This window comes from Micromonospora sp. NPDC003241, from assembly GCF_053589795.1.
The window spans coordinates 64,252-91,033 of the sequence record NZ_JBSFSO010000029.1; the positions used below are offsets into that span (position 1 = coordinate 64,252).

The window sequence follows — 26,782 nt, forward strand, 5'->3', positions numbered from 1 at the left end:
CGTGGAGTGGTCAGGGGGTGGGGGCGACCAGGGAGACCTCGCCGGTGGTGAGGGTGTAGAGCGCGCCGATCACCGCGACCCGGCCGGAGGCGACCGCGGGAGCCAGGAGCGGGTCGGCGCGCAGGGTGGTGACGGTGCGCCGGACGTGGCGGCGGACGGCCAGGGGCTGCACTTGCGGATCGTCCAGCCCCACCTCGGTCACCGCGGGCGCGATCCGGTCGATCAGGTGGGCCAGGGCACCGGCCGGGCGTCGACCGGTGCGCAGCGTGTCGACGGTCGCGGCCACCGCCCCGCAGCGTTCGTGCCCGAGCACCATCACCAGTGGTACGCCCAGCACGTCCACGACGTACTCGATCGAGCCGAGGACCGCGCGGTCCAGCACGTGGCCGCCGGTGCGGATGACGCAGATCGAGCCGAAGGTCTGGTCGAAGATCGCTTCGAGCGGTACCCGCGAGTCGATGCAGCCGAGCAGGACGGCGTACGGCTGCTGGTCGCCGGAGGCGCTCGCGGCGGCGGCGGTGACGTCGTGTCCGTGCACCGGCTGGCCGCTGACGAAGCGCCGGTTGCCGGCGAGCAGTGCGGCCAGTGCGGCGCGTGGGGTCCCGCCGGCCGCCCGGTCGTCCGGTCGTGGATCGGCCGTCCGTGGCATCGCCATGGTCTCAGCTTGGCCGGATCGTCCCGCCGACGTCACCGGTTCCGGGATCTTCTCAGCACCCCGATTCGCGTGGTCTCATGACGGGTAGCCGGTGTTACCACCGGGTATCCCCGGTGTTGCGCATCCGCGTGTGCCTGGGGAGGTGGCGATGCCAGATCCGGTCGAGGTGCGACTGGGCGACGACGTGAGCCTGCACGTGGACACCGACGGCCCAGCGGACGCCGAGGTCACGGCGGTTCTGCTGCACGGCTGGACGCTTGACGCGCGCAGTTGGCACCGGCAGGTGACGGCGCTGCGCAAGGCGTACCGGTCGGTGCGGGTGGTCAGGTACGACGCACGAGGCCACGGTCGGTCCAGCTGCATGACGCTGCCCACGGCGACGCTGGCCCAGCTCGGCGACGACCTGGCCGCGGTGCTGGACACGGTGGTGCCGACCGGGCGGGTGGTGCTGGTCGGGCACTCCATGGGCGGCATGACGATCATGGAGTACGCGCACCGGCACCCCGGGCACTTCGCCCGCCGGGTGGCCGGGCTGGTCTTCGTCTCGACCACCGCCGAGGGGCACACGCACACCGTCTACGGGTTGTCGCCCCGGATCACCCGGATCATCCGACTGGCCGAGACCACCGGGGCCGGGGTGCTCGCCCGTTGCGGGGCCTGGCGTCCGCCCCGGGCCCTGTTGCGCGCGCTGCGCCCCAGCATCCGCTGGATGCTCTTCGGCGACCGCTGCGACCCGACCGACATCCGCCTGGTCACCTCGGCGGTGGCGCGCGCCTCGCTGCGCTCGATCGGCGGGTTCCGGGCCTCCTTCGGCGCCCAGCACCGGCTGGAGACGTTGGCCGCGCTGGCGGATCTGCCGGCGGCGGCGTTGGTCGGCGACCGGGACCGGCTCACCCCGCCGCCGTGCGCGGAGTCGATCGCCGCCGCGCTGCCCGCCACCGAGCTGACCGTCTGCCCCGGCGCCGGGCACATGTTGATGATGGAGCGTCCCGAGGAGGTCACCGCGGCCCTCTCCGGCGTGCTGCGTCAGGTGCTCGCCGACGCCCGACGCGCCGGTGGTCGGGCCGCCGCCGGCCGCACCCGCCGCCGCTAGAGATCGCACCCGGGCCCGGTGCCTCCGCACGCCCGCGAGGTGGGGCGTAATCTCGTGCGGTTGGCCGGGCCGGTGTGACGAGGAGAACGAAGCGGTGGACCAGAGCACCCTGGACCAGGAGATCGCCGTCGAGCAGCGGCATCTCGACCGGGTGTACGCACGACTGGCCGAGCTGCGCCGCGCGGCGGTCCGTGCCGAGCGGGACGGCTACCGGCTGGCCCGGGTCGGCAACTTCGGCGCGCTGGTGGAGCGGGACGCGATGGTGTTCCACGCCGCGCAGCGCCGCCACGTGCTCGACGCCGAGTACGAGGGGCTGGTCTTCGGCCGGCTCGACCTGCGCGACGGGCAGGTGTTCCACGTCGGACGCCTGGGCATCCGTGACGAGGACGCCGCGACGCTGGTGGTCGACTGGCGCGCCCCGGCCGCCGCCCCGTTCTATCAGGCCACCCCGGCCGAGCCGCTCGGCGTGGTACGCCGCCGGACGATCCAGTCCAGCCGGGAACGGGTCACCCGGATCGAGGACGACCTGCTCGACCCGGACGCCGCACCGGCGGAGATGGCGGTGGTCGGCGACGGCGCGCTGCTGGCCAACCTGTCCCGGACCACCGGTCGGGGCATGCGCGACATCGTGGCGACCATCCAGCGCGAGCAGGACGAGGCGATCCGCTCCCCCGGTTCCGGGGTGACGCTGGTCTCGGGCGGACCGGGCACCGGCAAGACGGCGGTGGCGCTGCACCGCGCCGCGTACCTGCTCTACTCCGACCGCAGCCGGTACGCCGGGGGCGGCATCCTGGTGGTCGGCCCCTCCTCGGTCTTCGTCGAGTACATCGCCTCGGTGCTGCCGTCCCTGGGTGAGGAGACCGCCACCCTGCACTCGCTGGGCACCCTCTTCCCCGGGCTGGTCGCCACCCGCACCGACCCGGTCGAGGTGGCCGCGGTCAAGGGGTCGCTGCGGATGCGCCGGTTGCTGGAGCGGGCGGCCCGGGACGGCGTACCCGACTCCCCGGCCGAGCTGCGGCTGCTCTACCGGGGGCAGTTGCTGCGGCTGGAGCGGGCCGAACTGGACGCCATCCGGGACCGGGCGTTGGCCCGGGGCGCGCGACGCAACGAAGTACGCCGGGCCGGCTTCGACGGTGTCCTGGCGGCGCTCTGGGCGCAGGCCCGCCGGTTGGGCATCGCCCGGCTGCCCGAGCAGCGGGCCTTCGAGGACGAACTGATCGACCGGACCGACTTCCGGGACTTCCTCAAGGCGTGGTGGCCCCGGCTGCATCCGCGGCACGTGCTCGGCTGGCTGGCCGATCCGGAACGGCTGCGCCGGTACGCCGCCGGGCTGCTGTCCCGGGCCGAGATCCGGCTGCTGGAGCAGGCGTACCGGGGGCTGGCCGCCGAGGGGCCGACCGTCGCCGACGTGGCGCTGCTCGACGAGCTGGACGCGCTGCTCGGCAAGCCGGTGCGTCCGGCCCGTGCGAAGCGCGACCCGTTCCAGCTCGCCGGTGGGGTACGCGAGCTGAGCACGTACGCCGACCGGCAGCGGGCCGCCCGCCAGGCGGCCCGGGAGCGGCCCGAGGACTACCGCGACTACGCGCACGTGGTGGTGGACGAGTCGCAGGACGTGTCACCGATGCAGTGGCGGATGATCGGCAGGCGCGGTCGGTTGGCCTCGTGGACGGTGGTGGGTGACCCGGCGCAGACCGCGTGGACGGGGGATCCGCAGGAGCTGTCCCGGGCCCGGGACCAGGCGTTGGGTCGCCGTCGACGGCACCGGTTCACGCTCACCACCAACTACCGCAACTCGGCGGAGATCTTCGCGGTGGCGGCGGCCGAGATCCGGCGGGCGTACCCGGACCTGGCCCTGCCGACCGCGGTGCGGACCACCGGGGTCGACCCGGTGGAGCTGGTGGTGCCGGCGGCGGAGCTGGAGACCAGCGTGCTGACCGCCGCGAGCGCGCTGCTCGGCGAGGTCGAGGGCACCGTCGGGGTGATCACGCCGGTGCCGCGCCGGGACGAGGTCGCGGCCTGGCTGGGCGGGCTCGGCGGCGAGCGCCTCCAGGTGGTGACCAGCCTGGAGGCCAAGGGCATGGAGTACGACGGCGTGGTGCTGGTCGCCCCCGGTGAGATCCGTGCCGATCCGGGCTCCGGCGTGCGGACGCTCTACGTCGCCCTGTCCCGGGCCACCCAGCGGCTGACCACGATCGACCCGACCGGCTGAGCGCGCACATATAGCAATGTCGGCATAGCTCCGTCCCCGGCCGGGCGCAGCACGCAAGGTGTCTGCGTGGGCGCGGGCCACGACCACCACCACGCTTCGGTGTCGAACGCCGCACACCGCCACTCCGGCCGGCTGTGGGCGGCGTTCGTGCTGCTCACCGCCCTGATGGCGGTGGAGGCGGTGACCGCTCTGTGGACCGGCTCGCTGGCTCTGCTCTCCGACGCCGGGCACATGTTCACCGACGTGCTCGGCATCGGGATGGCGCTCGCGGCGGTGACCGCCACCCGACGCGTGGACACGCATCCACAACGCACCTTCGGCCTCTATCGGCTGGAGGTGCTCGCCGCGTTGGCCAACGCCGTGCTGCTCGTCGGCGTCGCCGGTTACGTGCTGGTCGAGGCGGTACGCCGGTTCGGCGACCCACCGGAGGTGCGTACCGGGCCGGTGCTGGTGGTGGCCACGCTCGGCCTGCTCGCCAACCTGGTCGCGTTCGCGCTGCTGCGACCCGGGGCACGGGAGAGCATCAACCTGCGCGGGGCGTACCTGGAGGTGCTGGCCGACCTGCTCGGCTCGCTGGGGGTGATCGCGGCGGCGGCGCTGATCGCGCTGACCGGCTGGTGGTGGGCGGACCCGCTGGTGGCGGTCGCGATCGGCGCGTTCATCCTGCCGCGTACCTGGCGTCTGGGCCGGGCGGCGGTCCGCATCCTGGTGCAGGCCGCCCCGGAGCACCTCCAGGTCACTGCGGTGCACGACCGGCTGGCCGCGGTGCCCGGCGTGGCCGGCGTCCACGACCTGCACGTCTGGACGCTCACCTCCGGGATGGAGGTGGCCTCGGCCCACCTGACCACCGCCGAGGGCGCCGAGGTCGGCACGGTGCTCCGCGCCGCCCGTACGGCGCTGCGCGAGGACTTCGACATCGCGCACGCCACGTTGCAGATCGAGCCCGGGACGAGCGCCGGTGCCTGTGGGACGGTGGAGTGGTAGCGGGGCGGTGAATGCGAAAGGCAACAAGAATCCCATTTGTCTGGTTTACTGGTGACCAGGGGAACACCAGGAGTCACACCGGCTGCACCAGCCCCACCAGCACCGGTAGGCTCGGACCCGGTCTCCGCCAGGCGGCACTCGACGGTGCCGGCGGTGACCGCCGCCTAATCGCCCGCCAGGGCGAACCGGGGAACCATGTTCCAGGGGTGCATCCGCGTCCAGCGGTAGGGATCTTCCGTCCCGAACCCGTCAGCTAACCCGGTCGGCGGCTGACGGAAGGACATGTGCATGCCAGCAGTGGCAACCGTGAGACCGGCCGGCCGTACGGCGGCCCTGATCGCTGCGGGGCTCGCCCTCGCCCTGGGCGCCGCGCTCGCTCCGTTCAGCGCTGCCTCCGCAGCCCCCGGTGACGTCGGCGACGAGGGCGGTACACCGGCGCTGCGCGCCCAGTTGGAGGCGGCCAGCAAGGGCTACCTCGACGCCAAGACCGCCCTGGACCGCTCGGTCGTCCGGCAGAAGAAGCTGGCCGAGCAGCTCACCACGACCGAGGGTCAGCTCACCGAACGCAGCGACAAGGTAGCCGAGATCGCCGCGCAGGCGTATCGCGGCGGCCGGCTCGGCGCCGCGTCGGCGCTGCTCAACAGCGGTTCCCCGGCCGGTTTCATGGACCGTGCGGCGGCGCTGGACGCGGTGGCGGCCAACGAGGAACGCGCGCTGCGGGACCTGCGGACCACCCGGGACGAGGTCAGCAAGACCAAGCAGGCCCTCGACATCGAGGTGCAGGAGCAGCGCAAGCAGGTGGCCGTGATGGCCAAGCGCAAGGAGCAGGCCGAACGCTCGCTGACCGTGGCCGAGGAGCGCGCCGAGCGCGCTGAGCGGGCTGCGGCACAGGAACGGGCCAGCCGGACCCCGGCACGTGGCGGCGGTTCCAGCAGCGCCACCGCCAAGCCGGCACCGCGCAACTCCAACGGCTCCTGGCCGGCCGAGTCGTGCAGCGTCAACGACCCCACCCCGGCCAACGGCTGCATCACGCCCCGCACCCTGCACGCGCTCAACCAGGCCAAGGCGGCCGGCTTCACCCGGTACGTCTCCTGCTACCGCGCGGGCGGCTCGGGTGAGCACCCGAAGGGTCGGGCCTGCGACTTCGCCGCGCAGAAGAACGGCTTCGGCGGGGTCGCCACCGGCGGCGACCGGACGTACGGCAACAACCTGGCGGCGTTCTACGTCAACAACGCCGACCGTCTCGCCGTGCTCTACGTGATCTGGTACAAGCAGATCTGGCTGCCGAGTAGCGGCTGGCGGACGTACAGCGGCGCGCGGGGCGACCCGTCCAGCGACCACACCAACCACGTACACCTGTCGGTGTACTGATCCACACGGCACGCCGGGTGGCCGCCCTCGCGGGTGGTCCACCCGGCGTCGTCGTTCCCGCACTCCGAGGCGGCTGCCTCGGCTCCGCCCCGCCCGTCGCCGCGCGCTCTGCGGCCACCTTGGTTACCGTCGACATCGAAGCGGACATTTCGTGGCGACCGGGAGGAACGGTTATGAGCGGACCGCAGCGGACCCAGTGCGACGGTGTGTCGTGAGCGCGGCGACCGGACATGTGATGGTCTTCGCGCCGACCCCACTGCTCACGGTCACGATCGACCAGCCCAACGAGACTCCGGAGCTGCACCTGCACCCCGGCGGTCAGGGCGTCTGGCAGGCCCGGATGGTGCTGTCGCACGGCGTCGACGTGGTGCTCTGCACCGCGCTCGGCGGCGAGATCGGGCAGGTGCTGGAGCCCCTGCTGGTCAGCGAGGGCGTCGACCTCAAGGTGGTGGCGCGGGACTCCGGCGGCAGCGGCGGGTACGTGCACGACCGCCGCGAGGGCACCCGGCAGGAGATCGTCGACGTGACCGGGCAGCCACTGAGTCGACACGAGTTGGACGAGCTCTACAACCTGTCGCTGGGCGAGGGGCTGCGGGCGGCGGTCAGCATCCTGAGCGGCCCGAACGACCCGTCGCTGGTCCCCGCCGACCTGTACCGGCGTTTCGCCGCCGACCTCGGCGCGAACGGCAGCCGGGTGGTGGTCGACCTCTGCGGCGACCACCTCACCGCCGTGCTGGACAGCGGGGTCTTCTTCGTCAAGGTCAGCCACGAGGAGCTGATCGCCGACGGCCGCGCGGCCGACGACGACGAGGAGCAGCTCACCCGGGCGATGTACGAGCTGCACGCCACCGGTGCCGAGAACGTGGTGGTCAGCCGGGCCGACAAGCCGGCGCTGGCCCTCGTCGACGGCGAGGTCTTCGAGGTGCAGATGCCCCGCCTGGAGGCGGCCGACCCGCGCGGTGCGGGGGACTCGATGACCGCCAGCGTGGCCGCCGTGGTGGCGCGCGGCGGTGACGTACGCACCGCGATCCGGACCGGCGCGGCGGCCGGCGCGCTGAACGTCACCCGGCACGGACTGGGCACCGGGCGGCTGGACTCGATCACCGGCCTGGTGGACCGGGTACGCCTGGAGCCGGCCGGTGTCCGCCGGCAGGAACGCACCACCCCCGACGAGTTGGCCCACCGGGTGGGTGGCGCATGACCCTGCGAGTGCTGATCACCAACGACGACGGGATCGCCGCGCCGGGCATCCACGCTCTGGCCCGGGCGGCGGTCGACCGAGGGCTGGACGTGGTGGTCGCGGCACCGCTGGAAGAGGCGAGCGGCACCAGCGCCGCGATGAGTGCGGTGGAGCAGGACGGGCAGGTGGTGGTCCGTGAGCATCCGTTGCCGGAGCTGGCCGGGGTACCGACCTTCGGGGTCGGCGGCTCGCCCGCCTTCATCGCGTTGATCGCCGTGCACGGCGCGTTCGGGCCGCCGCCGTCGGTGCTGCTCTCCGGCATCAACCGGGGGGCGAACGCGGGCCGGGCGGTGCTGCACTCCGGCACGGTGGGTGCGGCGTTCACCGCCGCCGCCAACGGCTGTCGGGCGTTGGCGGTGTCACTGGACGTGCTCTCCGTCGGGGAGGCGACCGCCGTCAGCGGAGGTGCCGCAGTGGCCGCCGCGGCCCGGGTACGCGACGCCGAACGGAACTGGGCCACCGCCGCCCACGTGGCGTTGGACCTGCTCCCCCGGCTGACCGCCGGTCCGGTGGAGAGCGTGCTCAACGTCAACTCGCCGGACGTGCCGCTGGACCGGCTGCGCGGCGTACGCCGGGCGGGGCTGGCCACCTTCGGTCAGGTGCAGATGACCGTCGCCGAGGCCGGCCACGGTTTCGTGCGGACCGCGCTGGAGGAGCCCGGTCAGGCGGTGCAGCCCGGGACCGACCTGGCGTGGCTCGCCGACGGGTACGCCTCGGTGACGGCGGTCCGCGCCGTCACCGAGGTGTCCGACGTGAACCTGACCGGTCTCGACGGCGACTGACGGTCAGCCGCCGGGAAGGACCTCGGGAGTGGCGGCGGCACCGGCGTAGTACGGCTCCGGCGCGCCGAAGAGACCGAGCAGCCCGGTCACCCAGAGCTGTCGGTGCACGAACCGACTGGGTTCGGTGACGATCAGCTTGACGCCACTGACCTCAGCCGTCTGGAAGCCGGCGACCATCGCGCTGATGCCCACCGAGTCGATGAAGGTGACCAGCCGCATGTTGAGCTCGATCCGGGCCGGCCGCCCCTTGGCCAGCACTTCGGCGATGGCCTCTTTCACCTCGTACGCGGTGTCGACGTCGATCTCGCCCCGAGGGGCGATCTCGATGACACCACCGGGCCGAACCGTCTGCAGGATCGACAGGCTCACGCGAGCACCTCCACTCGCCCGTACGACGGGCGCCTCATCAGTACGCGGGCCGCGACCGAGAGTATTCCTCCGACGGCCTCGGTCGCCACCCCTCGGGATGAGCAATTCGCGGACATCGGCGCGTCAAATCGCCCATATCCGGACTTATTACGTCCTATCACTCGGAGCAAGCCGAGGCCCGCACCGACGAACCAGGGTAGCGGGCCGCGGCTCGCCCGTCCGATATCCGGGACCCCGGCGTGCCCCGCAGGCCGACGGCCTGACCTGCGACCAGCCGGTGCGGGTGGCGGAGTGTGCCTAGCATCACCGATGACGACCACGACGAAGGGACGACACGATGCTTCGCAGGCTCGCCGGTCTGGCCGGTGTCAGCGCCCTGCTCGCCCTCCTGCTCGCCTGCGGGTTCGGCGGCGGGGGCGATGACGACGACGATGACGACGACTTCGCCCGCGCGGCGGTCGTCGCGGTGGTGTCCCACGGGTGATCCGGTACGCCGCCGGCGCACCGTGCGCGGGCGACGTCCATGTGGCCGGCGCCGGCCACGCAGGCACGGTGGTTTGCGGTGGCGTCCGGCGGGGCACAGCCTCGGTGGCGAACCGCCGACGTCCGAGGTCAGCCCGGCCACCGGCTTCGGCACTGTCGAGGAGGGAACCACATGTTCGGAAGCAACCTGCTGGACCGTCGCAGCAAGCCGGAACAGATCACGGACCAGGCGTGGCAACACCTCGTCTCGGCGGGCGACAGCATCCGGGACGCCGCCCGCTCGGCGCGGCACACCTCGGCCGGTTTCGCCGACGACGCCGGTGACCTGGTCGGATCGGCGGCCGAGGAGGCGCGGCACCGGGCCAGCGTGGCCTTCGACGCGCTCGCCGGACGCCGTCCCGCGCTGCCCTGGACCCTGTTGATCGGCGCGGCCCTGGTCGGCGCCGCGATCGGCTGGGCCGCCGGCAGCGCCGCGCGGGCCGCCGGCAGCCGGGACCGGGCCGCCGACGACATCGAGTTCGTGGACGTCGAGCGCCCGGACTCCCCCGCCGGCCCGCTGACCTGACGGCGCTGCCCGACCGGCAGTTCCTCGTAAGGAAGGGTCCCCTGCTAACGCCTCGTGCATAGCAGGGGACCCTTCCTTACATTTGTGCGTGGCGTCTCGCCCGAGCCGGGTGAGGCCGGATCACCCGCTCCTCGACCAGGCTCGGTCCCGGCGGACCGGTACCGGTCCGCACCCGCCGCGCGAGAGGAGCGAGCAGATGGCCGGCATCTCGACGATCCAGCGCACCGACGAGCACATCCGGACCGCGGTGCTGGACGAACTCGACTGGGAGCCCCGGGTCCGGCCGCACGAGATCGGGGTGAGCGTCGCGGAGGGCGTGGTGACGCTGACCGGACGGGTGGACGGCTACGCCAAGAAGTGGGCGGCGGAACGGGCCGCCCACCGGGTGGCCCAGGTCCGGGCCGTCGCCAACGACCTCGCCGTACACACGGCCACCGGCGCCGAGCGCACCGACCCGGAGATCGCCGCCGCCGTGACGCACGCCCTCCAGTGGCACGCGTTCGTGCCGGTCGAGCAGATCGACGTGACGGTCTCGCAGGGCTGGGTCACCCTGCACGGCGAGGTCGAGTGGGAGTACCAGCGCCGGGCCGCCCAGCAGGCGGTCGCCGGACTCGGCGGCGTACGCGGGGTCAGCGACGGTCTCGTCGTCCGACCCTCGGTACGCCCCGACGGCGCCGTGCTGGCCCAGCGGATCGTCGACGCGCTGGCCCGCAACCAGGCCACCGAGGCCGAGCAGGTGACGGTACGCGTACACGGCGACACGGTGCTGTTGGGCGGGTTGGTGCACTCGATGCCCGAACGCGCCGAGGTCGAACGGGTCGTCTGGTCCGCTCCCGGCATCCGCGAGGTGCGCAACCACATCGCGGTGGCCCCGGTGCTGGGCTGAGCGCCGTCCCGGCCCGACCACCCCGGCCGGGTGACCCCGCCTCACCCGGCCGGACCGCAGACTGGCGGGTATGACCGATCGGCTGACCACGCCATTGCAGGTCACTGCGCGGCTCCGCACACCCGTCACGGAGCACGACCACGTCCGGGGCCCGGTGGACGCGCCGGTGACGATCGTCGAGTACGGCGACTTCCAGTGTCCGTTCTGCGGGACGGCCCACCGCAACCTCCAGGAGGTCCAGCGGCAGCGGGCCGACACCGTCCGCCTCGTCTATCGGCACTTCCCCATCGCCAACATCCACCCGTACGCGGAGCGGGCCGCCGAGGCGGCGGAGGCCGCCGGCCGGCGCGGACGGTTCTGGGAGATGCACGACTGGCTCTACGAGCACCAGGACCAGCTCGACCCGGTGCACCTGACGCTCGGCATCGAGCAGCTCGGCCTGCCGGTCGACGAGGTGGACGCGGAGATCGGGCGGCACGCCGGTGGTGACCGGATCCGGCAGGACTTCGTCGGCGCGATCCGCAGCGGCGTGGACGCCAGCCCCACCCTGTTCGTCAACGGCGACCGCCACGACGGCGACGTCGACCCGGGCACCCTCCTGACCGTGGTCGACGACGCCGCCGGCTGACCAGCGGCCGGGCGGTGGCGACGGTGGCGGGTGAGCACCTCACCCGCCACCGTCGCGCACCCGGATCAGATGAGACGCAGTTGGCGGGCCCGGCGGACCGCGTCCCGACGGCGGGTGGCGTCCAGCTTGCGATAGATGTTGCGGACGTGCGTCTTGACGGTGTTCACCGAGACGGACAGCTCGGCCGCGATCTCCACGTTGGACAGGATGCTCTGCAGGTATCGCAGGATGGTCAGCTCCCGCTCGGTCAACGGCTCGTCCAGTGCCGCCACCGGCACGCCGGGCGAACCCCGCCCGTCCGGCACCTCGACGGCACGGACCAGGTCACTGACCGTCGGCCAGTGCGCCGTGCCGGAGTCCAGGTGGGCGGCGAGCAGGTCCCGCAGGCCCGGCTCGGCCCGGGTGAACGGCCGCCGGTACCCGTCCGGGGCCGCCAGGTCGAGCGCCTGCTCCACCGTCCGGCCGGCCCGCCGCCCGTCCCCGCTCCGGGCCGCGAGCACCGCGTCGAGCAGCGCGGCGTCCAGGCGTACCGGCAGCGGCCAGTCGGCCGACGACGGCGCCGACCAGTCCGGCAGCAGACGGGCGGCGGCGCGCGGGTCACCGGCCCGCAGCTCGACCCGGGCGGCGGCCACCGCCAGCGGGGGTGCCGCCGAGTCCGGGTGGCCGTTGGCCAGGTCCCGGGCCGTCGGCACGTCACCCCGGGCGCTGTGCAGGTCCGCCTCGGCCGCCCGCAGCCGCACGTCCAGCTCGCCGCCCCGGCCGGACCAGCGGCTCCGGGCCTCCACCAGCAGCCGGTGGGCCACCGCGAGATCCCCCTCGTCGCCGCGCAGGTACGCCCGGCACCAGACCGCCACCGCGCCGGCCGCCGCCTCCTCGTTCGCCGGTGCCGCCAGGGTCAGGTTCGCCTCGGCCTCCGCAGGCTGGTCCCGATGCAGCGCCACCAGGGCCAACGCCAGATAGGCGTACCCGCAGTCGAGCTGCGCCGACCAGCCCTGGCAGGGCGGCAGGGCCAGCGCCGCGCGGGCCGCCTCCTCGGCCGCGCGCAGCTCGCCGCGCAGCGCCGCGAGCAGGGCCCACCGGCTGGCGCAGACCAGTTCGGTGCGCGGCCGACCGGCCGACCGCGCCGCCGCCAGCGCCGCCGCGAACTCGCTCGCCGCACCGGCCAGGTCACCGGCGTCGAGGGCGAGCAGGGCCCAGGCGGTACCGGCCACCGCCCGCACGTCGGCGTCGTCCAAGGTGCCCGCCCGGAGTCCCGCAGCGCGTACCGCCGCGCCCGCGTCCGGAACGGCGAGGTCGAGCCGCCCGGCAGTGGCCGCCCCGACTGCGGGCTCCGCGACGGCGGGCGACGCGACGTCGGGCGACGCGACGGCGGGCGATGCGACGTCGGGGCGGGTGGCGAGCAGGCGGGCGGCGGCGACGCGTACCGCCTCGGGGTCGTCGGCCAGCCGGGCCAGGGTGAGTTCGACGACGGCGACCAGCCGGGCGAACCGGCTGCGGCGCGGTTCCGGCAGGGCGCGGCCGTGCCCGGCAGCCAGCCGTAGGTGCCGGTGGGCGGCGTCGCCGTCGCCGTCGAGGGCCCGCTGGGCGGCGCAGGCCAGCGCCAGTTCCGGGTCACGCGACACCGCCTCCGCCGGGGGTGGCGCGGGCACCGGCCCGGTGCGGCCACCCCGGTCGTACGCCAACTCCGGCCAGCCGGTCACGAACAGGTCGGTCGCCCTCGTCCAGTCGCCGGCAACGAGCGCGTGCCGCAGCGCGTCGGCCGGTCGGCTGTTGCCGGCATACCAGCTCGCCGCGCGCAGGTGCAGGTCACGCTGCTCCTCGGCGGGCAGCCGGGACACCTCGCGGTACAGCAGGTCGGCCAGGAGCGGATGGCACCGGTACCACACCGGCCGCCCGCCGTCGGGGTGCAGCAGCCCGGCGTCCGCTGCGAGCGCGCCGAGTCGCCCCTCGGCGTCGCCGTCACCGGTCAGCGCCACCGCCAGTCCGGCGCAGACGGTGTCGGTGACCGCCGCGCGGCGCAGCAGGTCCCGATCGGCCGGGTCCAGCCCGGCGAGCACCTCCTCGCGCAGGTAGCCGGCGATCTCCGGCTGGTCCGCGCCGAGCTGGGTGATCCACCGGTCCGGGTCCGGCTGGCCGTGCAGCCCGAGCGCGGCGATCCGCAACGCCGCCGCCCACCCCTCGGTACGTCCGCGCAGCCGCTCGACGGCGGCGGCCGGCACCGCCACCCCGTGCGCGGTCAGCAGGTCGGCCACCTCGTCGGCGGTGAAGGCCAGGTCACCCGGACCGATCTCGGTCAGTTCACCGGCCAGCCGTAGCCGGTGCACCGCCAACGGCAGGCCGGCCCGCCCGGCCGCCACCACCCGCAACCGCTGCTCGGTGTGCCGCAGCAGGAACTCCAACCCGGCCAGGGCGGCCGGATCGGTGACGCGGTGCAGGTCGTCCAGGATCAGCACCACGGGTCGCTCCCGGGCAGCCAGGGCGGCGGCGAGCACCTCCAGCTCGTCCGGGCGTGGGACCCGGTCGGGCACCGGTGTCGCGGCCGGGTCCGCGACCGACCGCAGCGCCGCCGCGAGGTACGACCAGAGTCGGTCGCTGTCGTCGCCGGCCTCCACCGAGATCCAGGCCGGTGCCGGGGCGTCCGGGTCGGCCTCGGTCACGGCCTGCCGCCACGACGCCAACAGCGTGGTCTTGCCCCACCCGGCGGGCGCGCGGACCAGCGTGACCGGCGACGTCACCCCCTCGTCCAGCATCCGGGCCAGCCGGGGACGCAGCACCACCGGTCTCGGGAGCACGGCAGGCGTCAGCCGCGACGCCAGCAGGGGCGGGCCGGCCGGTACGCCGACCGCCCCGGCGGTCCGTACGGTGCTGCGGTCATCCGGCATCCGGCCCACCCCCACGGACGCGTACTCCTCCCCGGTCCTGCGGCGGGCGGTTACCCGACCGGCAGCCGTTCACCCCTTCGGGGCGAGCCGGGTTCACCTCACCCCGGGCGAACGTGGAGAGGCTCCCGTCCGCTGGTCGGTGCCGGACCGCCTCGGAGCCGATCAGCCCGGGGGCCGCCGATCCGGACGATCGGGGCGGACACGGATCCGGAGGTGCGAGTGGGACGGGTCAGGACGGTCGTCGCGGTGGCCGGCGTCCTCGGTGGGGCGGCGGCGCGTACCGCCCGGTCGGTGGTCGCCCGCCGGTGGGCCACCCGCCGCCGGGAAGCCGACGGCGCCCCCACCGGGCGCTGGCAGGTGGTGACCGTCGACCGCCCGGCGGAGGAGGTCCTGCCGGCACGCGGCTGGCCCGAGCCGCTGCGTCGGCTCGACGGCGCGGTCGACGTCACGCTGCGCGCCGCGCCCGGTGACCGGGGCGTCGAACTGGCCGCCCGACCACGGCCCGACGCCACCCCGTCAGGGTTCGCCGCCCACCTGGTCGGCGACGACCCGCAGCTCCTGGTGCGCCAGGCGTTGTGGCAGGTCAAGCAACTCGTCGAGGCCGGTGAGGTGTTGCGCGCCGACCGTCCGTCCACCGACCGACCGGCGCGCCCGTCGGGATGAGGGCGCTGTGTTGGACCTCCGGCGGGGACCTGGCCGTGCGCCAGGTCCCGGACCCGGAGCTGCGCAACGACCAGGACATGATCGTCCGGGTACGCCGCAGCGCCACCTGCGGCGCCGACCTGTCGCTGCTCGCCGGGCGGACACCCGGCCTGTCCCCCGGCGACGTGCTCGGCCACGAGTTCCTCGGCGACGTGCTGGAGGTGGGTCCGGCGGTCCGCCGGCACCGGGTCGGCGACCGGGTGGTGGTCTGCGCCTCGGTGGCCTGCGGTGCCTGCTGGTACTGCCGGCGCGGGCTGCCGGCCTGCTGCGACAACGGCAGCACCGAGCCGGCCGCCGGGGAGGCGGAGTGGGGGCACCCGGTGGCCGGCTGCTTCGGCCAGCCCCGGGCCGCCGGGGGCTTCGCCGGCAGCCACGCCGAGTACGTGCGGGTGCCGTACGCCGACGTCGGGGCGTTCACCGTGCCGGAGTCCGTCGGCGACGACCGGGCCCTGTTCGCCTCGGACGCCGCCCCGGCCGGCTGGATGGGCGCCGACCTGGGCGCGGTCCGCCCCGGGGACGTGGTGGCCGTCTGGGGCGCCGGGGCGGTGGGGCAACTGACCGCCCGGGCGGCCGGGTTGCTCGGCGCCGACCGGGTGGTGGTCGTCGACCGGCACCCGGGCCGGCTGCTGATGGCCCGGCAGCACACCGGCGCGGAAACCCTCGACCTGCGCCACACCGACGTGCTGGCGGAACTGCGCGACCTCAGCGGCGGACGGGGGCCGGACGTCTGTGTGGAGGCCGTCGGCGGCGCGGCCGAGGAACCCCGGTCCCTGGCGGAGCGTTTCACCGGACGCCGCCGCGCGCCCGAGGCGCTGCGCGAGGCGGTGCACGCCTGCCGCAAGGGCGGCACGGTCTTCGTGCTCAACGGCGGCGCGCGCCTCGTCGACGCGTTCCCGATCGGCGCGGTGGTGCACAAGGGGCTCACCGTGCGCGGAGCGCGCCAGCACGGCCAGCGCTACATCCCGATGCTGCTGGACCGGATGGCCCGCGACGAACTGCGGACCGAACACCTGGCCACGCACCACTTCCCACTGGAGCGGGCGGCCCAGGGGTACGCGCTGTTCCGCGACCGTCCCGACGACTGTCTGCGGGCCGTGTTCACCCCGCACGAGCCGCTGTCGATCGACGGTCAGCCTGGTGGATGACATCATCGCGGGATGGCTGCGGAACGGACGTACGACGTCGTGCTGTTCGGGGCGACCGGGTTCACCGGTGAGCTGACCGCGCAGTACCTGGCCCGGCACGCGCCGGCCGGACTGCGCTGGGCGATCGCCGGGCGCAACCCCGACAAGTTGGCCACGGTCCGGGACCGGCTGGCCGCGATCACGCCGACCCTGGCGGACCTGCCGCTGCTCACCGCCGACGTCACCGACCCGGCGTCGCTGCGGGCGGTCGCCGAGCGGGCCCGGGTGGTGGCCAGCACCGTCGGCCCGTACGTGCACCACGGGGAGCCGCTGGTCGCGGCGTGTGCGGCAGCCGGCACCGACTACCTCGACATCACCGGCGAACCCGAGTTCGTCGACCAGATGTACCTGCGACACCACGCCGAGGCGACCCGCACCGGGGCCCGGTTGGTGCACGCCTGCGGCTTCGACTCGATCCCGCACGACCTGGGCGTCTGGTTCACCGTCAAGCACCTCCCGGCCGACGTACCGATCACCGTCGACGGTTACGTCCGGGCCGGCGGGCGGTTCTCCGGCGGCACGTACCACTCGGCGCTGACCGCCTTCTCCCGGCGGGCCGAGACGTCCCGGGCAGCCCGCGAGCGGCGCGCCGCCGAACCGCGACCCACCGACCGGCGGGTCCGGGCCGTACCGGGCAAGCTGGCCCGGTCGCGCGACCTGCCGGTCTGGGCGGTGCCGCTGCCGACCATCGACCCGCAGGTGGTCCGCCGCTCGGCCGCCGCCCGCCCCGAGTACGGGCCGGACTTCCGCTACCGGCACTTCGCGGCGGTCAAACGCCTGCCCACCGTGCTGGTGGCCGGCGTCGGCCTGGGCGCGCTGGCCGGACTCACCCGGCTGCCCCCGGCCCGGCGCTGGCTGCTCGGCCGGCTCACCTCCGGCCAGGGCCCGAGCGCCGAGCAGCGGGCCACGTCGTGGTTCCGGGTCCGTTTCGTGGGCACCGGCGGCGGTCAGCGGGTGATCACCGAGGTGGCCGGCGGCGACCCCGGCTACGACGAGACCGCCAAGATGCTCGCCGAGTCCGCCCTCTGCCTGGCCCTGGACGACCTGCCGGCCACGTCCGGCCAGGTCACACCGGTGACCGCGATGGGCGACGCACTCCTGACCCGCCTCACCACCGCCGGCCTCACCTTCCGCGTCCTCGACTGAACGGTCTTTGGTGAAAGGAAGGGACCCTTTCTAACGCCTCGTGTATAGGAAGGGACCCCTCCTAACATCCACCCGGCACCCGGCACCCGGCGCCCGGCACCCGGCACCCGGTTGACCCTCGACCTGGTCGAGGCGGCAGGATCTGCAGGGTGGAGCGTGACCTGCGCAGCATCGGCGAGGTGGCCCGGGACAGCGGGCTGACCGTGAGTGCCCTGCGGTTCTACGACGCCGCCGGGGTCCTGGTGCCGGCCCGGGTGGACCCGGTGACCGGGTACCGCCGCTACACCGACGACCAGGTCGCGTCGGCCCGGCTCGTCGCCGGGCTGCGCCGGGTCGGCCTGCCGGTGGCCGAGATCGCCCAGGCGGTACGCGCCGAACCGGCCGTCGTGCACCGGCTACTCGACACCCAACTGCGCCGGTTGGCCGACGGGCTGGCCGACGCGCGCCGCGAGGTGTCCCGGATCCGGGCACTGCTGCCGGTCGAGGAGGCGAGCGAAGCCACCCGGCTCACCCTGGACCGGGCGGGACTCGCCGCCGCCGTGGACGCGGTCCGCTTCGCCGTCGGGACCGATCCGGAACTGCCGGCGCTCACCGGTGTCCTGTTCGACGTGACCGACACGGGCGTACGGCTGGTGGCCACCGACCGGCACCGGCTGGCGGTGGCGAGCGCCGACGCGACGGTGGACGGCCCGGCGGTGCGTATGCTGCTGCCGCTGGCGGCGGTGGACAGGTTGAGCCGACTGGTGACCGACCCGGACGTCGACGCGCACGAGGTACGGCTGACACTGACCACGTCCCGGCTGCACGCCGACGTGGCCGGGCGGGAGCTGCACGCCACGGCGCTGCCGGACGACTTCCCCGACTACCACGTGCTGCTGCCCCGCGCGGGCGAGCACGGGCCGACCCGCCGCATCTCGGTGGACGCCGAGTGGCTGGCCGGCGCGCTGCGGGCGGGCGTTCCCACGCTGACCCGCGAGTACGCCGGTGCTCCGCTGCCGGTGACCGTACTCGAATTGGGGACGGGCGACGGGTTGCGCCTGCTCGGCCCCGACGACCTGCACCACGCCGACGACCTGCGGGTCGGGGTGAACGGCGCGTACCTGCTCGACGCGCTGGACGCGGCCGGGAGCGGCCGGCTGGTGCTCGAACTCGACAGCCCGGTCACCCCGCTGGCGATCCGCCGCCCGGACGACGAGGGCGCCTTCTCCATCCTGATGCCGATCCGTCTCTGACCGAACGCGCCACCGGCTCAGCGCGAAGCGCGCCGGTGAGCAGGATCGGTCGGCCGGGTGCGGGAGTCGGGGCGATCCGGGCGCGGCGGTAGCATCTGGTAGTCCACCCGACTTCCGGACGGAGGCGTACGGAGCAGCATGCTCGACATGGAGTTGATCCGGAAGGATCGCGACGCGGTGGCGACCGCGCTGGCGAAGCGGCTGGAGGCCGCCGAGGTCGACCGGGCGCTGGACGACATCCAGCAGCTCGACCGGGAGCGTCGCCGGCTGATCAGTGAGATCGACGGGGAACGCCAGCGTCGCAAGGCCGAGGCCCGGGCGTACGCGCAGGCGAAGCGGGCCGGTGTCGAGCCGGAGACGACCTCCGAGGTCGGCCGCAAGCAGATCGCCGAGTTGGAGAGCGAACTCGACGAGGTGCAGGCACGGCTGCGTACCGTGATGAGCGAGCTGCCCAACCTGCCCGCCGACGACGTGGTCCCCGGCGGCAAGGAGGCCAACCGGGTGGTGAAGACCTTCGGGGCGCCTCCGGCGATCGAGAAGGTCCGTGACCACGTCGAGTTGAGCCGGGCGCTGGGTCTGGTCGACCACGAGCGCGGCGTCAAGCTGGGCGGGTCGGGCTTCTGGATGTACACCGGCCTGGGTGCCCGCCTGGAGTGGGCGCTGGTCAACTGGCTGATCGAGAGCAACATCGAGGCCGGGTACGAGTTCCTGCTCCCGCCGCACCTGCTGCTGGACACCGCGGGCTTCGCCGCCGGCCAGTTCCCGAAGTTCTACGACGACGTCTACCACCTGGACAAGCAGTCCGCCCCGCGTGGGCAGTTCCTGCTGCCGACGGCGGAGACGGCGATCCTCGGCGCGTACCAGGACGAGATCCTGGAGACCGCGAAGCTGCCGCTGCGGGTGTTCGCGTACACCCCCTGCTACCGCCGCGAGGCGGCGGGCTCGCACTCCGACGAGCGCGGCACCGTGCGGGGCCACCAGTTCAACAAGGTGGAGATCTTCCAGTTCACCCTGCCCGAGCAGGCCGACGCCGCGCTGGAACAGATGGTCGCCCACGCGGAGAGCCTGGTCGAGGGGTTGGGCCTGCACTACCAGCGCAGCCTGCTGGCGGCCGGCGACTCCAGCGCCTCAATGCGCAAGACGCTGGACATCGAGGTGTGGATGCCCAGCACCGGCAAGTACAAGGAGGTCTCGTCGGTCTCCTGGGGCGGTGACTACCAGGCCCGACGGGCGGCGATCCGCTACCGCGAGCCGGGCGGCAAGCAGACCCGGTTCGTACACACGCTGAACGGCTCGGCGCTGGCGACCAGCCGGCTGCTGCCGGCGATCCTGGAGCAGTTCCAGCAGGCCGACGGGTCGGTGCTGGTGCCGGAGGTGCTCCGCGACCGGATCGGCACCGACCGACTCACCCCGCGCTGACCGGTTCGTCGGGGGTCGCCGCGCGCGGCCCCCGACGCTCCGACCCGCTGCCCGGTACGCCGACCGGCGCGCTGCCGCTGCGCGCGCTATCGACCGGTGCGGCATCGCTCGGTGCAGTGTCGACCGGTGCGGTGTCGCTGGGTGCAGTGCCGCTCCGTGCGCTCGCGTCCGGCGGCTCGCGGCGGGGTGCGGTGTTAGCAGGGGACCCCTGCTCTACCGCAGGCGTTAATAAGGGGCCCTTCCTTCGCAGCAAGCCGGCGAGCAGCAGCACGCCGACGGCCGCGACGAGCGCCGCCGGACCCGCGCTGTCCAGAGCCGCCGCCAGCGAACGCTGGAGACCGGCGACGGCGCTCACCACCGGATCGGCGAGCGCCTCGCGACGACCGGCGGCCAGCCGCGCCTCGTACCAGCCGTACCAGGCGACGTAACCACCGGCGAGCAGCAGCACCAGGCCACTGACCCGGGGTGCCCAGGCACCGGCGCCCCGCAGCCGGGCCACCACCTCGCCGCGCAGCAGTGCCACGCCGAGCGCGGCCACCGCGACCACCAACCCCATCCCCAGGGCGTACGCCCCGAACAACGCCAGCCCGCGTCCGGTCGACCCGGCCTGGAGGCTGGTCACCACGATCGCCAGGAACGGCGCGATGGCGCAGCCCAGCGAGGCGGTCGCGTACGCCATGCCGAACAGCACCATCGACGGCCAACTGCGGGTCAGCCGGGGTGCCCGGGTCAGCGGGCGCAGGCTGGGCAGCCGTCGTCCGGCGAGCAGCCAGCAGCCGAGCAGCAGGAGCAGCAGTCCCAGCCCGACGGTGAACCACGGCAGCCGGGGACGCAGCCACCCGGCGAACGGGGCCAGGGCCAGGCCGAAGGCACCGAACACCAGCACGTACCCGCAGGTGAGCGCGGCGGCGGCGGTGAGTGCCCGGCCGACCGCGCCCCGGGTGTCGGTGGCCCCGGCGACCAGCAGCGACAGGTACGCCGGCAGCATCGCGAAGCCGCACGGGTTGACCGCGCCGAGCATGCCCGCGGTCAGCGCGAGCAGGAGCGGCGCCTCCATCAGGCGGCCAGGGCGGTGACCCGCCGGGTGAGGTCCTCCCCGTCCAGCCACCCCTTGTGCGCGACCTTGCCCTCCCGATCGATGATCACGAAGGTGCTCTGCTCGACGACCCCGAACCGCTTCCAGAGCGCGCCCTGCCGGTCGTCGATCTGCGGCATCGGGCCGAGTTCGAACTCGGTGACGAAGTCAGTCATCGCCTTGCGTTCGCCGAGCCCGGCGACGCCGACGATCGGCACGGTGTCCCGGAAGCCGGGTTCGATCTCGGCGATGGTCCACGCCTGGCTGGCGCAGGTGGCGCACCAGGGCGCCCAGAACCAGAGCACCACCGGACGACCGGCCAGGGCGGCGGCGTCGAAATCCGCACCGGCCAGGGTCTGCCCGGTGAACTTCAGAGTGTCGGGCACCGGCACCGGAATGGTGGGGCCGGGCGTCGGTCCGGCGGGCTCCGCAGCCGCCGAGGCGGATGCGGGCGCGGCGGCGGACTCCGGTGCGGCCGCGGCCTCCTCGACCGAACCCGCGGCACCGCAGCCGCCGGCCGCCAGCGCGGCGGCGAGCAGGACGGCGACCGCACCGATGGCACGTCGCGTCTGTCGGACCGGCCTCATCGGTGTCTCCTTCGATTCGCTGGTACGGCCACCGGCCGCCCGTCCGGTCCCGCTTCGGTCACCGCACGCGCACGCACTCCCGCTTCGGTCACGGCACGCGCACGCACTCCCGCTTCGGTCGCGGCACGCCTGCCCGGTACCGGCTTCGGTCGCGGCACGCTCAGGCCTTGGTCAACCGCAGCGCCAGCTCCGGGCAGACCTTGACCGCCTTCGACGCGCCCTCCCGCAGCCAGGTCGGCACCGGGGTGGGCGGGAAGGCGGGGTAGCCGTTCTGGTCGAGCCGGATGAAGTCCGGCACCACGTGGGCGCAGAGGCCGTGACCGTCGCACCGGGACCAGTCCAGGACCAGCTTCTGCGGGTCCGGGTCAGGGGCGCCGGGCAGGCCCATCATGCCCTTGACCCGCCGGCCGCAGCCCTCGCCGGTGGTGTGCTTCTTGAGGTCGTCGGCGAAGACCTCCATCGCCGACAGCGCGAAGCGGGACGTACCGTCGGGGTGGCTGCACGCACCGCGCCCCTTGACGTCGCCGGCGGCGGCCCGGACCACCTCCACCGGCGCGCTGCCGGAGACCGCCAGGTCGACCGCGCGGGCCAGGTCCGGCAGGCCGCGCTTGCACGGCCCGCACTGCCCGGCCGACTCGCCGGCCAGGTAGCGCACCACCTGGGCGGCCTCGCCGAGCGGGCAGGTGTCGTTCGCGAGCGGCACGATGATGCCGGCCCCGAGGGTGCCGCCGACCGCGGCGAGTCCCTTGCGGGAGACCTCGGCCTTCTCCGCCGCCTCCCTGGTGATCCACTTGCCGTGGTAGCCGCCCATCAGGATGCCCGGCCCGTCGGGCACCTCGCAGAGTTCGAGGATCTCCCGCAGCGGGGTGCCGGCCGCGCACTCCACCACCGCGTGCCGCTTGGCCGCGCCGGTCACGCTGAGCAGCACGGTGCCCGGCTCGTCGTCGGTGCCGAGCGCCGCGTACTCGTACGGGCCGAGGCGGGCGGCCACCGCGAGCTGCGAGTACGTCTCGGCGTTGGAGAGCAGGGTGGGCAGGTTGCTGACGCCGGAGTCGCTGGAGCGCTTCTTGGTGCCGGGCGGGATGTGCGGCAGCCCGTTGATCCCGTTGACCAGCGCGCCGCCCTCCCCGCTGATGAACCGGTGCGGCACCGTCACCACGCTGGTCGGCACCGGCATCCGCCGCTCGTCCAGCGCCTCCATCAGGGAGTCCCGGCCGACCAGGTCGTCGGCGACGCAGAGCACGATCTCCTCGGCGTCCAACGCGAAGGCGGCCAGCGCCGCGCCGTCCAGGATCAGGTGCGGGGCCCGGGTGAGGATCACCTTATCCTTCCAGCTCGCCGGCTCCCCCTCGGTGGCGTTGACCACCACCACCGGCGGCAGGTCCTGGCGTTCGCAGGACTCCAGCACCGCCCGCAGCTTCCTGGCGAACGGGAACCCGGCGCCGCCCTTGCCCTTGAGCTGGATGCCCTCCGCGAGACGCAGCAGGTTGGACGGCTCCATCGGGCTGATCGGGCCGTGCACCATCTCGTGGGCCTGCAGGTCGAGCCGGCCGAACTCGGCGAACCCGGCGGTGAGCCGGGGCTCACCGACACAGGCCACCGGCGGGACCACGGCACGCTCCGTCACTTGGCCTCCCCTCGCAGTCCGGCCCAGTAGGCGCCGTCCACCTTCTCGGGGTCGGCCCGGCGGCGCCGGCTGTCCGACGCCCGGCGGGCGCGCCGGGAGGCGAGGTCGACCAGGGTCGGGGTGTCGTCGTCCACGTCGTCCTCCGCCGCGTACCGGGCCGGGGGCCGCCAGTAGTCGTTCTCCGCCTCCGGCACGTCGTCCTCCACGCTGTGCCGCCCGCCTCCGCTGCGCGGCTCGGCGGAGATGGGCGTACCGGAGATCGGCGAACCCGAGATGGGCGCACCGGAGATCGGACCGGCCGAGATCGGCGCGTTCGACTCCCAGCGACGCGGGCTGTCCCAGGGCTCCTCCGGCTCGTCGTCGCGGCGGCGGGGCGGGGACGAGTAGCGGGTACCGGCGTCGTCGTCCACCCGGGAGCGGCGGTACCGGCCGGTCTCCTCGTCGTCGCGGCGGCGTCGGCCGCCCGGCTCGCGCTCGTACTCCGACTCCTCCTCGCGGCGGCGCGCGGAGCGGCGGCCCACCGACTCGCGCTCCTCCTCGCGGCGGGAGGCACGGCGCCGGACCGGCTCCTCGTCCTCGCGGACCCGGCGGCCCACCGGCTCCAGCTCCTCCTCGTCCCGGCGGTACGCGCGCCGCCCGGTGGACTCCAGCTCGTCGTCGCGGCGGACGGCACGCCGGCCGACCGGTTCCTCGTCACGCCGTCGGGACACCGGCTCCATCAGCTCGGTCTCCCGACGGATGGCCCGCTCGAACTCCTCCTCCTCGCGGCGCGATCCACGCCGCACCACCGGCTCCAGTTCCTCGTCGACGCGGTCCCGGCCAGGACGTACCGGCTCGCGCAGGCTGCCCGGCTCGGGGACCACCGGCACGGTGAAGCGCTCCGGGTCGTTGCGCCGGATGGTCGGGCTGGCCCAGGTGCCGGAGGTGCTCTCGGCCCAGCTCATGTCGCGGCGGACCCGCTTTTCGCGGCCGTCCTCGCCCTCGGCGCGCCGGCCGGTGAGGGTGCCGAGCAGGCCCTTGCCCCGGGTCTCCTCGGTGGACTTGCTGCCGGTCATCGCCTCGTTGAGCGCGGCGGCCTGGTGCTGCTCGCGACTGCGTCGCTGGAGGCTGACCGAGAGGCGGACCAGCAGCGCCACCACCACCAGCACCACGCAGAGCCAGTAGCTGAGGGTGACCCAGGTGGCCGGCGCACGGCCGGCGCCGAGGCCGTGGAAGATGCCGAAGGGCCAGGACAGGTACGCCATCGAGTGCAGGCCGCGCCACAGCCACTTGGGGCCGACGTCGGCGAACCGGGCCCGGATGATGCCGGTCCAGAGCACACCCACCATGAGCAGTGCGGCGATGGTGCCGAGACCGACGTAGAGCCCCCGGCCCCCGACGAACGGCACCGCCACGTCGGTCACCCCGGCCCGACCGCTGGCGATCTTGGTGATGACGTGGAAGACCAGGCCGGCGACGCCGAGGATGCCGGTGGCCCGGTGCGCCGACTGCAACAGCACCCGGTGCCGGATCAGCAGCACCAGCCGGTCGGTGGCGAGCAGCCCCATCATCACGGTCAGGCTCAACGCGACCAGGGCGATCACACCGGCGAAGAACTCGGTGAAGAAGAAGCCCATGGCGTACGCCCGCTGGCCGACGTTGGTGAGCATCATCAACGCCCACAGCGCCGCGATCCCGGACGCGGACAGCGCCAGGATCTGGCTGCGGGACCGTACCCGGATACCTCTGGTGCTGGTGCTGGTACGGACGGCAGGCGTCTTCTCGTTCTGCGTAGCCCGGGCCATTAGCTCCTCGATCGTCTCGCGGCGGCGCACCGCCGGCCGACCCTGTTCCCCCCACCAGTACGTCCGTGGCGTTCAGTCGGATTAGCTCCAGCCGAAAATTTCTCGACGAGTTGTCGAACCGTCTCCCCGCCCGGCGCGTGTAGCGGGTCCGCCACCCGCTGAAGACAGTCACAGGCGTCCATGCATTGACAGGCGATGAAATGCGCTTGTAACCTTGCCGAAATTTTCAGTCCCGGTTGCAAGATCCGGTCAACCGCACCGCCGTCCCCCGTCCTCCGGCACCCCAGGAGCACCCGATGCGTCGACGTCGACTCCGCCCGGCGATCATCGCTCTCGCCGTGATCGCCAGCCTCCTCGCACCCGGCACCGTGGCCACACCCCCGGCCGCCGCCGCCCCGACCAGCGCCGCCCCGGCCGCCGCCGCCCCGGCCGCCGCTCCGAGCGGCGGCAAGAAGGTCATCGCCAACCTCTTCGAGTGGAACTGGCCCTCGGTGGCCGCCGAGTGCACGAGCACACTCGGCCCCAAGGGCTACGGCTACGTCCAGGTCTCACCCCCGCAGGAACACGTACGCGGCAACCAGTGGTGGGTCGCCTACCAGCCGGTCAGCTACCGGATCGAGTCCCGCAAGGGCACCCGCGAGCAGTTCCGGTCCATGGTGGCCACCTGCCAGGCGGCCGGCGTCAAGGTGATCGTCGACGCCGTCGTCAACCACATGTCCGGCCAGACCAACGGCGGCACCGGCTGGGCCGGCTCGTCCTACCAGCACCACGTCTACCCCGGCATCTACCAGGCGCAGGACTTCCACTACTGCGGCCGCAACGGCAACAACGACATCGTCAACTACCTCGACCGGTACGAGGTGCAGAACTGCGAGCTGGTCAACCTCGCCGACCTCAAGACCGGCTCCGAGTACGTCCGGTCCCGGCTGGCCGGGTACCTCAACGACCTGCTGTCACTGGGCGTGGACGGCTTCCGGCTGGACGCCAGCAAGCACATGCCCGCCGCCGACATCGCCGACATCCTGCGCCGCCTGAACCGCCCCGCGTACGTGGTGCAGGAGGTCATCTACGGCCCCGGCGAACCGATCCGGCCCGAGGAGTACACCGGCAACGGTGACGTGCACGAGTTCCGCTACGGCAAGGACCTGGCCCGGGTCTTCCGCTCCGAACGGCTCGCCTACCTGCGCAACTTCGGTGAGGGCTGGGGGCACCTGCCCAGCTCGGTGGCGTCGGTCTTCGTCGACAACCACGACACCCAGCGCGACGACGGCGGGGTGCTCACCTATCGCGACCGGGGCACGTACGCGCTGGCCAACGCCTTCATGCTGGCCTGGCCGTACGGTTCGGCGACGGTGATGTCCAGCTACACCATCACCAGCCGCGACGCCGGCCCGCCCTCGGACGGCACCAACAGGACACTGAACACCACCTGCTACTCCGGCTGGGAGTGCGAGCACCGCTGGCCGGTGATCGCCAACATGGTCGGCTTCCGCAACGCCACCGAGGGCACCGGGGTCAGCAACTGGTACGACAACGGCTACCAGCACATCGCCTTCAGCCGCACCGGCCGGGGCTTCGTCACCATCAACGACGAGGACTTCCCGATCACCGGCCGCTCGTACCAGACCGGCCTGCCCGCCGGCCGTTACTGCGACGTCATCCACGGCACCTTCGCCAACGGCACCTGCAGCGGTCCGGTCATCACCGTCGACGCCAACGGCTGGTTCGCCGCCACCGTCCCCGCCCACGACGCCATAGCCCTCCACACCAACGCCCGCCTCCCCTAACCCCCCAACTCCCGCCCCCGTTCCCCCCTTGGCCTGGTGGTCGCGCTGGTCACCGCCCGCGCACCGGCGACGCAGACGAACAGCCCCAGGAC

At 73.9% G+C, this 26,782-nt stretch carries 23 protein-coding genes and 1 riboswitch; of the genes, 16 read left to right on the top strand and 7 right to left on the bottom strand.

The genetic code is table 11. The features are described 5' to 3' along the window. Nucleotides 1-10: 10 nt before the first annotated feature. A complete protein-coding gene (locus tag ACWDVW_RS21815) occupies nt 11-655 on the bottom strand; it encodes a carbonic anhydrase (protein ID WP_449951717.1) in 645 nt (214 codons plus the stop codon). 148 nt (nt 656-803) lie between these two features. Here ACWDVW_RS21815 and ACWDVW_RS21820 point away from each other — a divergent pair, with 148 nt between their 5' ends. The 6 genes from ACWDVW_RS21820 to surE all read left to right on the top strand — a co-directional run bounded on the left by ACWDVW_RS21820 (nt 804) and on the right by surE (nt 8,334). Further along, nucleotides 804-1,748 (top strand): alpha/beta fold hydrolase, encoded by a 945-nt coding sequence (locus ACWDVW_RS21820; protein WP_449951720.1) that lies wholly within the window; start codon nt 804-806, stop codon nt 1,746-1,748. A 94-nt stretch (nt 1,749-1,842) separates the two neighbouring features. After that, nucleotides 1,843-3,957: a HelD family protein gene (locus ACWDVW_RS21825; RefSeq protein WP_449951723.1), complete on the top strand. Its 2,115-nt coding sequence runs from the start codon at nt 1,843-1,845 to the stop codon at nt 3,955-3,957. A 66-nt stretch (nt 3,958-4,023) separates the two neighbouring features. Continuing rightward, on the top strand, nt 4,024-4,941 hold the full coding sequence (locus ACWDVW_RS21830; protein ID WP_449951725.1) for a cation diffusion facilitator family transporter: 918 nt from the start codon (nt 4,024-4,026) through the stop codon (nt 4,939-4,941). Nucleotides 4,942-5,092: 151 nt separating this feature from the next. Continuing rightward, nucleotides 5,093-5,225, top strand: a riboswitch (cyclic di-AMP (ydaO/yuaA leader). Nucleotides 5,226-5,229: 4 nt separating this feature from the next. Next, nucleotides 5,230-6,312, top strand: a complete 1,083-nt coding sequence (locus ACWDVW_RS21835) for a coiled-coil domain-containing protein (protein ID WP_449951728.1) — start codon at nt 5,230-5,232, stop codon at nt 6,310-6,312. Between the two features lie 235 nt (nt 6,313-6,547). Then, nucleotides 6,548-7,513, top strand: a complete 966-nt coding sequence (locus tag ACWDVW_RS21840; RefSeq protein WP_396750544.1) for a 1-phosphofructokinase family hexose kinase — start codon at nt 6,548-6,550, stop codon at nt 7,511-7,513. After that, nucleotides 7,510-8,334, top strand: a complete 825-nt coding sequence (gene surE / locus ACWDVW_RS21845; RefSeq protein WP_449951730.1) for a 5'/3'-nucleotidase SurE — start codon at nt 7,510-7,512, stop codon at nt 8,332-8,334. Before ACWDVW_RS21840 ends, surE begins: the two co-directional genes overlap by 4 nt. A gap of 3 nt (nt 8,335-8,337) precedes the next feature. Here the strand turns inward: surE and ACWDVW_RS21850 are convergent, their stop codons facing one another. Further along, nucleotides 8,338-8,703, bottom strand: coding sequence for an STAS domain-containing protein (locus tag ACWDVW_RS21850; RefSeq protein WP_131054395.1), 366 nt, complete (start codon nt 8,701-8,703; stop codon nt 8,338-8,340). A gap of 337 nt (nt 8,704-9,040) precedes the next feature. On the opposite strand from ACWDVW_RS21850, the gene ACWDVW_RS21855 reads away from it, so the two are divergent. The 4 genes from ACWDVW_RS21855 (at nt 9,041) to ACWDVW_RS21870 (ending at nt 11,265) form a co-directional block, all read left to right on the top strand. Next, a complete protein-coding gene (locus ACWDVW_RS21855; protein ID WP_449951734.1) occupies nt 9,041-9,187 on the top strand; it encodes a hypothetical protein in 147 nt (48 codons plus the stop codon). 171 nt (nt 9,188-9,358) lie between these two features. After that, complete coding sequence (locus ACWDVW_RS21860) at nt 9,359-9,751, top strand: hypothetical protein (protein ID WP_396750404.1); 393 nt, start codon at nt 9,359-9,361, stop codon at nt 9,749-9,751. A 196-nt stretch (nt 9,752-9,947) separates the two neighbouring features. Then, nucleotides 9,948-10,637 carry a BON domain-containing protein gene (locus tag ACWDVW_RS21865; RefSeq protein ID WP_449951737.1) on the top strand — a complete coding sequence of 230 codons (690 nt, stop codon included), beginning with the start codon at nt 9,948-9,950 and terminating at the stop codon, nt 10,635-10,637. 82 nt (nt 10,638-10,719) lie between these two features. Further along, entirely contained in the window at nt 10,720-11,265 is a 546-nt protein-coding gene (locus ACWDVW_RS21870) for a DsbA family protein (protein WP_449951773.1), read from the top strand. A gap of 65 nt (nt 11,266-11,330) precedes the next feature. On the opposite strand, the gene ACWDVW_RS21875 is transcribed toward ACWDVW_RS21870, so the two are convergent. Beyond that, nucleotides 11,331-14,147: a LuxR C-terminal-related transcriptional regulator gene (locus ACWDVW_RS21875; protein ID WP_449951739.1), complete on the bottom strand. Its 2,817-nt coding sequence runs from the start codon at nt 14,145-14,147 to the stop codon at nt 11,331-11,333. A 219-nt stretch (nt 14,148-14,366) separates the two neighbouring features. On the opposite strand from ACWDVW_RS21875, the gene ACWDVW_RS21880 reads away from it, so the two are divergent. The 5 genes from ACWDVW_RS21880 (at nt 14,367) to serS (ending at nt 19,830) form a co-directional block, all read left to right on the top strand. Then, nucleotides 14,367-14,810 (top strand): hypothetical protein, encoded by a 444-nt coding sequence (locus tag ACWDVW_RS21880; RefSeq protein WP_449951743.1) that lies wholly within the window; start codon nt 14,367-14,369, stop codon nt 14,808-14,810. Beyond that, nucleotides 14,807-15,994, top strand: a complete 1,188-nt coding sequence (locus tag ACWDVW_RS21885) for an alcohol dehydrogenase catalytic domain-containing protein (protein WP_449951745.1) — start codon at nt 14,807-14,809, stop codon at nt 15,992-15,994. The genes ACWDVW_RS21880 and ACWDVW_RS21885 overlap by 4 nt, the downstream gene beginning before the upstream one ends. 12 nt (nt 15,995-16,006) lie before the next feature. Then, nucleotides 16,007-17,179 carry a saccharopine dehydrogenase family protein gene (locus tag ACWDVW_RS21890; protein ID WP_449951747.1) on the top strand — a complete coding sequence of 391 codons (1,173 nt, stop codon included), beginning with the start codon at nt 16,007-16,009 and terminating at the stop codon, nt 17,177-17,179. A gap of 161 nt (nt 17,180-17,340) precedes the next feature. Next, entirely contained in the window at nt 17,341-18,411 is a 1,071-nt protein-coding gene (locus ACWDVW_RS21895) for a DNA polymerase III subunit beta family protein (protein WP_449951776.1), read from the top strand. A 138-nt stretch (nt 18,412-18,549) separates the two neighbouring features. Then, a complete protein-coding gene (gene serS / locus ACWDVW_RS21900) occupies nt 18,550-19,830 on the top strand; it encodes a serine--tRNA ligase (RefSeq protein ID WP_396750414.1) in 1,281 nt (426 codons plus the stop codon). On the opposite strand, the gene ACWDVW_RS21905 is transcribed toward serS, so the two are convergent. The 4 genes from ACWDVW_RS21905 to ACWDVW_RS21920 form a co-directional block, all read right to left on the bottom strand. Continuing rightward, the gene (locus ACWDVW_RS21905; RefSeq protein ID WP_449951750.1) at nt 19,817-20,887 is read right to left on the bottom strand and encodes a cytochrome c biogenesis protein CcdA; all 1,071 of its coding nucleotides are present in this window, start codon (nt 20,885-20,887) and stop codon (nt 19,817-19,819) included. The genes serS and ACWDVW_RS21905 overlap by 14 nt on opposite strands. Next, nucleotides 20,887-21,492 carry a redoxin domain-containing protein gene (locus tag ACWDVW_RS21910; RefSeq protein WP_449951753.1) on the bottom strand — a complete coding sequence of 202 codons (606 nt, stop codon included), beginning with the start codon at nt 21,490-21,492 and terminating at the stop codon, nt 20,887-20,889. The genes ACWDVW_RS21905 and ACWDVW_RS21910 overlap by 1 nt, the downstream gene beginning before the upstream one ends. A 160-nt stretch (nt 21,493-21,652) precedes the next feature. After that, the gene (locus tag ACWDVW_RS21915) at nt 21,653-23,119 is read right to left on the bottom strand and encodes an NADH-ubiquinone oxidoreductase-F iron-sulfur binding region domain-containing protein (RefSeq protein ID WP_350698391.1); all 1,467 of its coding nucleotides are present in this window, start codon (nt 23,117-23,119) and stop codon (nt 21,653-21,655) included. Continuing rightward, on the bottom strand, nt 23,116-24,933 hold the full coding sequence (locus ACWDVW_RS21920) for a hypothetical protein (protein ID WP_449951756.1): 1,818 nt from the start codon (nt 24,931-24,933) through the stop codon (nt 23,116-23,118). The genes ACWDVW_RS21915 and ACWDVW_RS21920 overlap by 4 nt, the downstream gene beginning before the upstream one ends. A 266-nt stretch (nt 24,934-25,199) precedes the next feature. Between ACWDVW_RS21920 and ACWDVW_RS21925 the strand changes: the two genes are divergently transcribed. Then, nucleotides 25,200-26,690: an alpha-amylase gene (locus ACWDVW_RS21925; protein ID WP_449951759.1), complete on the top strand. Its 1,491-nt coding sequence runs from the start codon at nt 25,200-25,202 to the stop codon at nt 26,688-26,690. Nucleotides 26,691-26,782 lie beyond the last annotated feature (92 nt).